Raw genomic sequence first — 12,642 nt, 5'->3', positions numbered from 1 at the left:
CTATTTCTCTTGAATGTTCTCTATTTTAAAATGACTTTGCACACCGTTTTTGGTATAACTGATCACACACTCGTTACCCTTAAGCTGAAAAGGAATTCTTTCTATACCCGGTGGTGGTGTATTATTAAATTCTTCTTTCGGATCAGAACTCATCACCCTTTCGTCACTTCCCTTTGGAAAGGTATATTTACCGACGTAAACGGAGGTTCCTTCTTCTTTACTAAGTGCTATTTTTTTGAACTTAAAATACGCATGTTCCAGCACAAGTTCTGAAGATTCTTCTACAGGGATATAAATAGTTAATCCTTTTTCATCGTCAGTACTCCATCTCTCGAAATATGGGTTTTCAACTTTTATAGGTGCGATCTTATCCATTTTCTGACTACTTGCGCATTGTATACATAGAGGGCATATTACTAAAAACGTAATTGCTATAGTAAGCGATTTCATTAATTTCATGGCTATTATTGATTAAATGTACATCAATATAGAAAATCAAACGTAAAAAAGAAGAAAAATTTATTTCTTACCAAAAAAACCTCATAAGTTTCCTTATGAGGTCAATTCTAAGAATAGAGTTGTCTAAAATTCTTGTTCAGACTTCTTTTCTAATTCCTTGATTTTTAACGAAACTCTTTCTTTGTATTCTTGGGAAGCATTCAACTCTCTAGCCTTTTTGTAGTTTATAACTGATTTTTGAAATTGCCCATTTACTTCATAGATCTCCCCAAGGCTGTCATATGTATTCCATGAACCGGGATGCTCTTCGCGATTAAACTCTAATACCGCAATCGCCCTTTTCATATTATTCTCCATATAGAAAATATATCCGAACTCATTTAAAATCTCTTCGAATTTAAGATCAGGTGCTAATTCTTTGATCTTCTTATATTCTTGTTTTGCGGCTACAATTTCAAGATTCGAAAAGGCATCAATAAGCTGAGTCTTATGATTTTTTACTTCTTCTTTTTGAATCACCACTTTATTTTCTTTGGTCTGATTTCTGAAAATCACAATCTCCTTCAATGCAGAGTTGCTATTAGTCACGAATTCTATATCATTTGGATAGTCTTCAATTTTGAATGTATTGTTACCCACATAGTACATCTGGTTTTTCTTCTTTTGTAACATAAACTCAAACATCGGCGAGCTAATAAACAAGTTACCATCTTCTTCAAAAATCTTATTTACTCCAGGCGCGTGATACAAGAAATCCAGATAGGACCCAACCACCATATTTTTTACGTTCTCTGGTATTTCTTTTAATAGTTTTTGATCGATAGATTGTTTCCAGTTACATCTCTCTACAATTTCGTTTCTCAAAAAATTCATCACTGGAAATCGATTAGGCTTATCTCCATTGGCAAGGATTGCAAGGCCGCTTCCTCCCTCTAGGGTAGCCATAAATTCTCCTCCAACACCCGTATTCGATCCACCATGAGAGAACCATTCGCGATTTCCTATCCCAAAAGACCTATTCCAACCCGCACTCCAACCACCTACTTCATCCAGCGATAGCACTTTGGTGATTCGTTTTGCCACAGCATGAGATATCACCTTGTTGTTTTTATTGCGTAATGCATTTTGCATTTCTATCCCGATAATCGCCAAATCTGAAGGCGTAGACCACATTCCTGAAGGAGCTACCTGAGGAGTGATCGGAAGTCCCGTTTTTATAATTTCTCCTTTCATGTTATGTACTTTTGCTACATTGTTCAGAAAACCTTCTTCATTAGGTTGTTTCATGGTTGTGTTTTTAAGTCCAAGCGGATCAAAAACATATGTTTTTACCAAATCTGCTAATGGAGTATTCAAATGATCTTCTAGTGCCATCTGGATAATCACGTATCCTCCTCCACTGTATTTCCAATGGGTGCCGGGTTCAAATAAAAACTCTATCTCCCTATCGTATCTTGGCAGCAATTCTCCTTTTAAACTTTGCAAAATGGTAGGGATTTTATCTCCTTCATAAAAATCCGCAAATCCACCTTGACTTGTACCTGCAGTATGAGATAAGAGTTGCATCCAGGTAATATCCTTGCTATCTTCGAACTCACTCGATGGTAATTGCCATCGTTTTAAATGTTTTGAAATCGGATCATCAAGGTTGATATGTCCCTTTTCTTCCAAAATCCCACAAAGCATACCAATGATCGCTTTGGAAGTAGAGGCGGTAGAAAAAGCGGTGTTCTCGTCAATTTTATCTGTTGCACCAGAAGCTTTGATCCCCCATTGATGTGACCATATCATCTTATAATCGTCGAATACAGCAACACTCAATCCGTGAAGTTGATGTTTCTGCATTTTCTGATTGATTTGTTCTGTCAACGCTTCTAAACGTTGTGATGGCTTTGATTGGCCATAAATCATGTTCCCCATCAAAGCACAACTAAAAAAGATACTCAGTATCCCCAGTTTAATTTTTGTAGTTCTCATATCCATAAAGTATTTGTTCGTATTTTGATTATCTGGATCTAAATTCCTCTTTTATACACCATTTTAAAAGGTTTTCTTTACCAACTGCTCTATAGTTATTTGAACTGCATTTTTTGACTTTCTTTTTGTCCTATCTTAGCCTTATCAAGATCTCTTTGCTCATGAACCGATTTGGTATATTCAAAATTGTTGTCTTTATCACTAGTATTGCTTGTTTTATCTCTTGCGAAAATGATTTTAAGGTGCAAGCTCCCCAAATTAGATACAAGACAGGGGACAACCTAAATTGGCGATTAAAAAACATTGATGACGCTTCTTGGTCGTTGCAAAGAGAAAATAGTAAGGATGCCATTTTTTGGGCAAGAACTACTATTCGAATAGATCAGCACCCTCTAGATGACACCCCTCAAGGTTTGCTTGTCTATGGTTTTGGCGCTTATGAAGTGTATTGGGATGAAGTTTTGATAGGAAGTAATGGTATTCCAGGCAAGGAACACCTTAAAAAAGGAGAAGTGGATCGATCCTTTATTATTCCTGATTCCCTGGCAAAAAAAGGAGAACATCTTTTGGCGCTACGCATTTCGCAACAGTATTACCCAGATAAAAAAAGAGGTTTTGCTTTTGTAGTAAGCAGCTATAAAAACCTTATCCTGTCCCCCGTAGTTTTAACCGCTATTACCTACATTTTTGCAGGTGCCTTTTTACTTACAGCCGTTTATTTTTTCATGCTCTATTTTTATAACAAAAGGTTTTTTCCAGTACTGTTATTTAGCTTATGTTCCTTTCTCTTTTCGGTACTTATTATCATAGAGTATATCAAATTTTTCCTCCCTATTCACTACAGCGATTTTTACATTCGGCTGGAAATCATAGGTGTATTGACGTTTTTGATTGCTTTTTTGATCCCGGTATACTTCTCGATACAATTTTCACTCCCAAAAAGAAAGTTACTGTTGTCTTGTTACTTTATACTATTGCTATTTATATTTTTCTATTTCAGAGGGAGATACGATTATACCACAGAACTTCTTATTATCTGTATGTGGATTTTTTCTCTAATCATCGTAGGTATTTCGGCCTATAAAAGAACAGAAAATGCAATTGTAGTATTAGGCTCATTACTGATCAATATTTTACTGTATTATATGATTACCTACGATTTTAGCCTTATCATTAGTTTTACCATCTTATTGTTGAGTATGTTTTATGTTCTTGCCCAACACATCCGAAAACAACGCGAGGCTTTTGAACATTCTTTGGTAGAAACCTCCAGATTAAAAAATGAATTATTGAAGAAAAAAATACAGCCTCATTTCTTAATGAACACCCTTACCTCTTTGATAGATTGGGTAGAGGAATCCCCAAGTAAAGGAGTTGATTTTATTGAAGCCCTGGCCGAAGAATTCGATCTACTAAATCAGATTGAAGACAAAAAACTTATCCCTATCCATCAGGAGATACAGCTTTGTAGAAGCTTTCTCAATATTATGAAATATCGAAAAGAGATTATCTATTCCTGGAGCGACGAAAGTATTGATCCAACCCAAAATATCCCTCCAGCCGTATTGCATACGCTGGTAGAAAATGGAATCACCCATTGTATACCCAACAAACACAATGAAATTCGTTTTCATCTTTCACAAGAATCATCATCCACTTATAGAAGCTATGTGTTGAGCACAATTGCCTCCTTACGAAATCCTGAAAAAACCATTGAAGATGGTACCGGAAACACCTATATTAAAGCACGCCTAACCGAAAGCTATGGTCAAAAATGGGGTTTTGAATCTCATCAAACTCCAGAAGGTTGGAAAAATATCATAACCATTTATTCTTAAGCTTATGCACATCCTAGTCATTGAAGACGAATCAAGAATCGCTAAGCGTATCATGAGAATGACCAAGGAGTTTTTCCTGAATACGTTATCTGAGATTACGCATATGGAATCATTGGCTAAGGGACTTGAATTTGTTACAACGCATAAAGTCGATCTTGTTCTTTTGGACCTCAATCTGAATGGAGAAAGTGGTTTTGACCTCCTCAAGGAAACAGTTGCCCAATCCTTCCATACCATTATCATATCCGCCTATAAAGATCAAGCTATACAAGCTTTTGAATTTGGGGTTCTGGATTTTGTGCCTAAACCATTTAACAAAGAAAGGTTACACAAAGCTTTCGATCGGGTAATGTATAAAGAAGATACTTCTCACAAAAACATAAAGTTTCTGGCCGTCAAAAAACGCGGAGAGGTAAAACTCATTGATATTGAACATATCATTTATATCAAAGGAGCAGGAGTATATTCGGAGTTAGTATTGAACAACAATAGCACCTTTCTTCATGATAAATCCCTTGAGAAATTAGAACAACTTCTACCGGATAGCTTTGTTAGAATTCATAAATCATATATCACCAAAATTGAGGAGATTAAAACCATCAAAGTAAACTCTGGAAGTAAGTATCAGGTAGAACTTAAGAATGGTGAAATACTTCCTATTGGAAGAACCAAATACAAAACGTTGAAGGAGCTGTTTAAATAAAATGCCTAGCGGATATAAAAAAAGCCTTATAAACTGGTGCTTATAAGGCTTTTTTGATGTTGATATTATCTATTAGCTATTTAACGCTTCTGCTCCACCAACGATCTCTAGAATCTCATTAGTAATCGCAGCTTGTCTAGCTTTGTTGTATGATAATTTAAGCGAATCTCTAAGCTCTGTTGCATTATCTGTTGCTTTGTGCATCGCAGTCATACGCGCACCATGCTCAGAAGCAAAAGAATCTCTAATTGCCTTGTACAATTGTGTCTTTAATGACTTAGGAATAAGTTGTTCAACGATTTCCTCTTTTGAAGGCTCAAAAATGTAATCTACATTAGTAGCCGTTGCATTTTCTACCGGCAGAATTGGCAGGAACTGCTCTGTGGTTACATCTTGAGAAGCAGCATTTCTAAACTTATTGTATACAACAACAATCTTATCATAAGAACCGTTTGTAAACTTCTCCATTAACTCTTCTGCGATTGCAGCCACATTTGCAAAAGTAAGATCATCAAAAACCTCATTTTTGTTGGCTACTACGGTATGCGTTTTGGAAACCACATCGTTTACTTTTTTACCAATTGTATAAAAGTCAACTTGCTTACCTGCATACTCATTCTCGTATAAGCCTCTTACAGCCTTAATGATATTAGAATTAAAAGCACCGGCCAAACCACGGTTTGAGGCAACCGCAACAATTAATACTTTGTTTACCTCACGTTGTTCTGCATATGCACTGGCACTATCTCCTTCTAGAGAAGCACTTAAGCTTTGTAAAAGCTCGGTCAGTTTATCTGCATACGGACGCATTGCTGTAATAGCCATCTGTGCCTTATTCAACTTTGCCGCCGATACCATTTTCATGGCACTGGTAATCTGCATGGTCGAAGATACCGATGTAATTCTACTACGTAATTCTTTTAAGTTTGCCATTTTTAATACTTATGAATTCTGAAATTCAGAATTATGAATTTAATTAAGCTTTATACTTTGCTGAGATCTCTTTACAAGCAGATATAAGCACATCCGTAACTTCGTCTGTTAACTTACCTGATTTAAGAGTATCTAGCGCATCTCTATGCTTTGCATTAAGATATTCGATATAATCGCTTTCAAATTCTTTTACTTTATTTACAGGAACATCCTTCAACAAGTTTTTAGAACCTGCATAGATGATCGCAATTTGATCTTCTACAGTATAAGGATCATTTTGTGCCTGCTTAAGAATTTCTACGTTACGCTTTCCTTTTTCGATTACATTTAATGTAGCCGCATCAAGGTCAGATCCAAACTTAGCAAATGCTTCTAATTCACGGAACTGTGCTTGATCCAGTTTTAATGTACCTGCTACCTTCTTCATCGATTTGATCTGAGCAGATCCCCCTACACGAGATACTGAAATACCTACGTTAATTGCAGGACGTACACCAGAGTTAAATAAATCTGATGTTAAGAAAATCTGACCATCAGTAATCGAAATTACGTTGGTTGGAATATACGCCGAAACGTCACCAGCTTGTGTTTCGATAATTGGAAGAGCGGTTAATGAACCACCACCTTTTACTTTATCTTTTAACGAATCCGGTAAGTCATTCATATCTTTTGCAATGCTATCATCAGCAATTACCTTTGCAGAACGCTCTAATAATCTTGAGTGCAAATAGAAAACGTCTCCAGGGTACGCCTCACGTCCTGGTGGACGACGTAATAACAAAGATACCTCACGATATGCTACCGCTTGCTTTGATAAATCATCATAGATGATTAATGCGGGACGACCAGTATCACGGAAGTATTCTCCGATAGCCGCACCAGCAAAAGGAGCATATACCTGCATCGGTGCAGGATCAGAAGCATTTGCTGCAACGATAGTTGTATACGCTAGAGCACCTTTGTCTTCTAATACTTTAGCAATTCCTGCTACAGTAGAAGCTTTTTGCCCGATTGCAACATATATACAATATACTGGCTCACCAGCATCATAAAATTCTTTTTGGTTAAGGATCGTATCGATACAAACTGTAGTCTTACCAGTCTGACGGTCACCGATTACCAACTCACGCTGCCCTCTTCCGATAGGTACCATAGCATCGATAGACTTGATTCCTGTTTGAAGTGGTTCGTTTACCGGTTGACGGAAAACTACCCCAGGTGCTTTACGCTCTAATGGCATTTCAAAAGTTTCACCTTCGATTGCTCCTTTACCATCAATTGGGTTACCTAGTGTGTCTACAACACGTCCTACGATTCCCTCTCCAACATTAATCGATGCAATACGCTGAGTACGTTTTACTGTTGCACCTTCCTTTACCTCTATAGAAGAACCTAAAAGTACTACACCAACATTATCCTCTTCAAGGTTAAGTACGATACCTTCTAACCCTGATTCGAACTGCACTAACTCTCCGTACTGTGCATTAGATAATCCATATACACGTGCGATACCATCACCAACTTGTAATACCGTTCCTACTTCTTCCAATGAAGCTGTTGCCTCAAATCCGGATAATTGTTGTTTTAAAATTGCTGATACTTCAGCAGGATTCACTTCTGCCATAATTACTATTATTTCTCTTGATTACTTACAAGAGTTGTTATAAAAATTAATAAGTTCTTTTATCGTTTCTATTTTTTGAAGACCTGCTTCGTCATAAGATCCATTTCCATAATCACATCCACCTAGATATTCTTTTAACTTAGCGATCTTCTTTTCTTCTTTGATTAGCGGTCCAAAAGCAAAATCAAATGCCTTTTCTTGACCTTCTACTCTTAGATAATATTTTTTACTTGGGAATTCTTGATAAATAGTTCCTTTCCCATCCTTGAATACTTCTCGCATAAAAAGCGCACCAGAACCACCTATAGTTAAGGCATCTCCTCCACCTGCAAGCATCCCGTTACTTTTTACTTTTATACCTTGATAACAAGTTTCATTACCTTCCTTATCAAATGTACAGAAGCGAGTACCTTTTTTTGCTGATAAGGTTTTTGTTCTCTTCTTTTCTTTTTCGTTTAGATAGATGATACTTACCTTTTTTCCAATATCACTTCCTCCTACATTTACAATAGTTCCTCCTGCCAATGGATCTGTCGGATCTTGAATATCTTCAAAAAGCATAGTTACTTTTCCTTCAAAACGTTCTCCTTTATCATCAATACCGTATCCTAACTGACCATAGATATTTGCAGAATTTGCTTTTGCCTCTTCATAGCTTTTGATCGCTTCGGCCTTTGCTTCTTCGTTTACTTTTGCTAAAGTCTCATTAGCACTATGTCCTAGCTCTAATCCACGAGTATGCATACGACGTACTGCCTCTATTACAAACTCTTTTGTAGAATACTTATCTGTAGCGCTATACCTGTTTTTGGTCGTATAGGTAAGTGGACTTGTAAGTAATTGTGATTCTATTTTTACATTTCCGCTTACATCCTGAGTTACTACTCCGATCTTGTACGTGTCTAAATCACGGATGATCATAGTACTTGCATCCGCAAATCGATATGTACCGATCTTTTCTCCTTTCCTGGTGATTTCCTTAAGTTCTGGATCCACGAAAATCCCGATACTTTCTGTAGCCGCATAGGCTGCAGCACTTTCTTTGGCTGCAACTACTAGTTGCTCATATTCTGCTTTGCTAGCTCGTTCTCTTTTCTCGCTGAAAAAAGCAGTAATCTTATCATTGTTTACGGTACCAGCAGCATCAAAAAATCCAAGCTCTTTCATCAAGAACTCGGCAATAGCTTTTTTCATGTTTAAGGTAAAAGACATATACTTCATGTCTATTTCGTTCTCAAACTCGCTATTCTCATTTTTTAATATTAGCCATTCGAAACTTTTTGTTTCGTCAACCTTGTAAGCCTCTCGTTTTGCAGTGATAAACACTTTATCCGAAGATGAATCTGTGAAAATATAGTCGCCACCTTCTGATGTAGTTACTCGTATAGGAGTTTCCTGTTTATCTACTAAAACTACACCTTTTTTAACCTTAACCTTTTGTGCGCAAAGGGTAAGACTAAAAGTAAGTAGTACGATGGTTACAATATTTCTCATAGTTATTTGGATTAGTTACTAAGTTCTCTTCTTAGTGCGGTTAGTTTGTGTGCGATACTAGCATTATACTGCATATCTCCCACTCTCAAAATAAACCCTCCAATAATACTTTCATCGACAATATTCTCTATAGTTGCTTCATTTCCTGTTAGCTCCTTTACTTTATCAAGTACTTTTGCACTCAATGCTTTATCCAAAGGAACCGCAGTAGTCACTTTAGCAACTTGTGTATTGTTTAATTGATCTAAAAGTACATTGTATTGTTTTGCAACATCACCTAATAGATTTACCCTTTTATTCTGAACCAAAGTTTCGAATAACTTTTGAGTAATCTCTTCTGTACCTTTAAAAATCTCACGTAGAGAAGCTAGTTTTACTTCGCTTTTGATCAATGGACTGTTCAGCACCATTCTAAGATCTGCACTCTCATCTATGGTAGCGATGATACTCTGCATATCTTTTTGAATAGCCGAAGTCGCGTTTTTATCTTGAGCGATGCTCAAAACTGCTTTTGCATATCGTATTGCTGCTCTACTCATCTATTTTCTTAGTTTAAAGTAACATCTCCCAACATAGAATCAACCAATTCTAATTGCTTCTTTTTGTCGGATAATTCTTGTCTTACTACTTTTTCTGCAATCTCTACAGAAAGTCCAGCTACTTGATTTTTCAAATCAGCAATTGCCGCTTTCTTTTCGCTAGCAATTGTTGCTTGTGCCTGAGCTACAATCTTATCTGCTTCTGCCTGAGCTTCTGCTTTTGCATCAGAGATCATATTTTCTTTAAGCTGTCTAGCTTCTTTCAACATACTATCACGCTCTGCTCTGGCTTCGTTAAGAATACGCTCGTTATCTGCCTGAAGATTTTGCATTTCTTTTCTTGCAGCTTCTGCAGATTCTAAGGCATCTTTGATTCCTTCTTCACGATTGTTAATCGCTTCCATTATTGGTTTCCATGCAAACTTTCTAAGCAATAGCACTAAACCTACAAAAAGTAAAATCTGCCAGAAAAAAAGGCCGAACGAAAAATCATTTATTAACTTCTCCATCAGTAATTATATTATGTTCTTTTATTGTCTAATTTTAAAAATTGTAACAACAGCTGTAACCAACCGTTACAGCCGTTGTTTGTAAATTAAGCTGCGAATAAAGCAGCAAATCCAATACCTTCGATAAGTGCAGCTGCGATAAGCATTGCAGTTTGGATTTTTCCTGAAGCTTCTGGCTGACGAGCAATAGCTTCCATTGCCTGTCCACCGATTCTACCAATACCTAAACCAGCACCGATAACAATCAAACCAGCTCCTACATAATTTAAACCTTCCATAGTAAAGAATTAAAAAAATTAAACAATTATCGTTTAGTGATGTGCCTCCTCATTTGCCATACCGAAGTATAGTGCAGACAACATCGTAAATATATATGCTTGTAATGCTGCTACCAATAATTCTAATATTGATAACGCAAATGCTAAACCAAATGATAATGGACTACCAAGCCAACTTTTGAACAAAAACATCATTCCCACAATACTCATTAATACCACGTGACCTGCAGTCATGTTTGCATACAAACGAATCATTAGCGAGAAAGGCTTGATAAATACACCAAGTAATTCAATTGGTGCCAAAACAATTTTCATAAAAGTAGGAACTCCTGGCATCCAGAATATATGTCCCCAATAATTTTTGTTAGCCGTAAAGTTGGTGATCAAAAACGTAAGCAACGCCAGCCCAAAAGTTACCGCAATATTTCCGGTTACGTTAACACCTAGTGGTGTCATACCTAAAAGGTTCAGTATCCAGATAAAGAAAAATATGGTTAACAAAAAGCTCATGTACTTTTTGTATTTCTTTTCACCAATATTAGGAATTGCAATTTCGTCCCTAACAAAAATCACTAGTGGCTCTAAGAAACGACCAAGACCTGTTGGAATTCCATTATTCTTCTTATACGATTTTGCCAATCCTCTAAACATAAAGAACATTAGTAAACTCACAAGAAGCATGCTTACTACGTTTTTAGTAATCGAAAAGTTTAATGGCTTTGCATTGGTTGCATGGTGATCTTCGTCATAGTTGATCGTACCATCAGCATCTGTTTTGTATACTTTTCCGTGATATAACTTGTAGTAGTTACCATCTACTTCGGCAACTGTTTCTCCATGATGAAATTTTGAAGAAGAAAACACTTTTAAACCACCATCCCAAAGAATTACTGGAAGTGGAAATCCGTAGTGCTTGTTCGTAGCTTTATCAGAAAACAAGGTAAAATCATGAGAGTCTTGAAGGTGATGATCAATAAACTCTTTTATCTCTGTTTTTAAATCTCCTTTCCCCTCTTTCTCAGTTTCTTTTGCAAATAGATTTGAAGCGGTAAAAACCAGGGTAAAAATCAATAAAATTCTAACTACAGTACGTTTTTGCATTACGCGTAAAATTTCGGTTCCTAAATTTCGGTGCAAATGTACATAAATATGTTATATTCTTAAACTATTTTGAGCAAATAAGTTTGAGAATATTTTAAGATTTTTAATAGATTGATAATCAGTTAATTAACTGATTTCAAAATTCGAGAAACAAAATACACCTCGAGGATGAGACAAATTAGATAAGCGACAAAAAAATCCAGAAAGACATTTTTATCAATATCCATATCATTCAACTTACTAATCCCTATAAACAATCCAATTTTGACCAAACTACCCCCCATAAAGATAAAACCTATTTGGTCTTTGAATTTATTACTGAACACCAAAATACCTACCACAAAAAGGAGGGTAAATATTCCATTAAATACATATGAAAAGTTGATGATTTCCAGATTTCGATCCAGAGAAAAAGAGGTAATTATTCCCATATGAATGAAATAACCCCCTACTACAACCACCAGAAAAATAAATAAGAAACGAAGTAATTCTTTGAGCATTAGTACAATTTAGGAAGGATAACGTTATTCGTCAGATTTATTGATCCGATTTAATTGTTTAATCACTAAATATACCGAGGCCGTAACCCCAAAAAGCACAAAGCCCATAGTGAACCACTGCTTTTGAAGTTCATAATGAGCATCAAGCTTTTTTCCGATATATGCACAGATAAATATCGTAGCCCCCATTTGAAAAGCTATTCCGGTGAGGGCCGCATATTTTCTAAGCTGATTTCCCTTGTCCTTGGGTTTGCGGTTGTTTTGAGTCACTGCTAGCAGTTGGTTTGCTTAACGATTTTACACCACCCTTCATAGAACATGAAGCATTAAAGTTTGCACCAGGCTCTACCGCTAACTTACCTACAGATACTTCGCCTTCGATATGCGCAGTAGGTTTTAATGATAACGTATTAGAAACCAATAATGTTCCTGAAAACTTACCTTCAAAGTCCGCATCAGAACATTCTAATGTGCCCTGAATAAAACCAGACTTTCCTACTACAACTTTTCCTGTAGTTTTAAAGGTTCCTTCGATAGTTCCTTCAATTCTAAAACCTCCTTCAGAAACAATATCACCTACGATTTTGGTTCCTTCAGAAATTTTGTTTTGGTTACGTGAGAAATCGGTCATACCGCCCTGATCTCTACCTTTTTTATTATCTGAAAACATAATTATATAAGGGGAAT

General features: G+C 36.3%; 14 protein-coding genes. 2 read left to right on the top strand and 12 right to left on the bottom strand.

The window, feature by feature from the left end; all coding sequences use genetic code 11:
• Together AC0L3Q_RS00730 and AC0L3Q_RS00725 are read right to left on the bottom strand one after the other, a co-directional pair.
• Nucleotides 1-375 carry a hypothetical protein gene (locus tag AC0L3Q_RS00730; RefSeq protein ID WP_473284222.1) on the bottom strand — a complete coding sequence of 125 codons (375 nt, stop codon included), beginning with the start codon at nucleotides 373-375 and terminating at the stop codon, nucleotides 1-3.
• 207 nt (nucleotides 376-582) lie between these two features.
• Complete coding sequence (locus AC0L3Q_RS00725; RefSeq protein WP_473284220.1) at nucleotides 583-2,436, bottom strand: serine hydrolase; 1,854 nt, start codon at nucleotides 2,434-2,436, stop codon at nucleotides 583-585.
• 161 nt (nucleotides 2,437-2,597) lie between these two features.
• Between AC0L3Q_RS00725 and AC0L3Q_RS00720 the strand changes: the two genes are divergently transcribed.
• Both AC0L3Q_RS00720 and AC0L3Q_RS00715 read left to right on the top strand, forming a co-directional pair.
• Nucleotides 2,598-4,274: a histidine kinase gene (locus tag AC0L3Q_RS00720; RefSeq protein ID WP_473284218.1), complete on the top strand. Its 1,677-nt coding sequence runs from the start codon at nucleotides 2,598-2,600 to the stop codon at nucleotides 4,272-4,274.
• 4 nt (nucleotides 4,275-4,278) lie between these two features.
• Nucleotides 4,279-4,977, top strand: a complete 699-nt coding sequence (locus AC0L3Q_RS00715; RefSeq protein ID WP_473284216.1) for a LytR/AlgR family response regulator transcription factor — start codon at nucleotides 4,279-4,281, stop codon at nucleotides 4,975-4,977.
• Nucleotides 4,978-5,049: 72 nt separating this feature from the next.
• Here AC0L3Q_RS00715 and atpG read toward each other — a convergent pair whose 3' ends face one another.
• The 10 genes from atpG to AC0L3Q_RS00665 all read right to left on the bottom strand — a co-directional run bounded on the left by atpG (nucleotide 5,050) and on the right by AC0L3Q_RS00665 (nucleotide 12,625).
• Complete coding sequence (gene atpG, locus AC0L3Q_RS00710; RefSeq protein WP_073315967.1) at nucleotides 5,050-5,910, bottom strand: ATP synthase F1 subunit gamma; 861 nt, start codon at nucleotides 5,908-5,910, stop codon at nucleotides 5,050-5,052.
• Between the two features lie 43 nt (nucleotides 5,911-5,953).
• Nucleotides 5,954-7,534, bottom strand: a complete 1,581-nt coding sequence (gene atpA, locus AC0L3Q_RS00705) for a F0F1 ATP synthase subunit alpha (RefSeq protein WP_473284214.1) — start codon at nucleotides 7,532-7,534, stop codon at nucleotides 5,954-5,956.
• 21 nt (nucleotides 7,535-7,555) lie between these two features.
• Entirely contained in the window at nucleotides 7,556-9,028 is a 1,473-nt protein-coding gene (locus AC0L3Q_RS00700) for a hypothetical protein (RefSeq protein WP_473284212.1), read from the bottom strand.
• 11 nt (nucleotides 9,029-9,039) lie between these two features.
• Entirely contained in the window at nucleotides 9,040-9,567 is a 528-nt protein-coding gene (atpH, locus tag AC0L3Q_RS00695; protein ID WP_473284210.1) for an ATP synthase F1 subunit delta, read from the bottom strand.
• Nucleotides 9,568-9,575: 8 nt separating this feature from the next.
• A complete protein-coding gene (locus AC0L3Q_RS00690) occupies nucleotides 9,576-10,076 on the bottom strand; it encodes a F0F1 ATP synthase subunit B (RefSeq protein ID WP_073315971.1) in 501 nt (166 codons plus the stop codon).
• 86 nt (nucleotides 10,077-10,162) lie between these two features.
• On the bottom strand, nucleotides 10,163-10,354 hold the full coding sequence (gene atpE / locus AC0L3Q_RS00685; RefSeq protein ID WP_027394417.1) for an ATP synthase F0 subunit C: 192 nt from the start codon (nucleotides 10,352-10,354) through the stop codon (nucleotides 10,163-10,165).
• A 33-nt stretch (nucleotides 10,355-10,387) separates the two neighbouring features.
• Nucleotides 10,388-11,455, bottom strand: coding sequence for a F0F1 ATP synthase subunit A (gene atpB, locus AC0L3Q_RS00680; protein ID WP_073316200.1), 1,068 nt, complete (start codon nucleotides 11,453-11,455; stop codon nucleotides 10,388-10,390).
• A 122-nt stretch (nucleotides 11,456-11,577) separates the two neighbouring features.
• Entirely contained in the window at nucleotides 11,578-11,955 is a 378-nt protein-coding gene (locus AC0L3Q_RS00675) for a DUF6168 family protein (protein WP_473284207.1), read from the bottom strand.
• A gap of 24 nt (nucleotides 11,956-11,979) precedes the next feature.
• Nucleotides 11,980-12,225, bottom strand: a complete 246-nt coding sequence (locus AC0L3Q_RS00670; protein WP_073315973.1) for an AtpZ/AtpI family protein — start codon at nucleotides 12,223-12,225, stop codon at nucleotides 11,980-11,982.
• Nucleotides 12,179-12,625, bottom strand: a complete 447-nt coding sequence (locus AC0L3Q_RS00665) for a bactofilin family protein (protein ID WP_473284205.1) — start codon at nucleotides 12,623-12,625, stop codon at nucleotides 12,179-12,181. The genes AC0L3Q_RS00670 and AC0L3Q_RS00665 overlap by 47 nt, the downstream gene beginning before the upstream one ends.
• Between the last annotated feature and the right edge of the window lie 17 nt (nucleotides 12,626-12,642).

It is taken from the genome of Aquimarina sp. KJ22-3, assembly GCF_055808215.1.
This window is presented reverse-complemented; position numbering and strand designations above follow the sequence as displayed.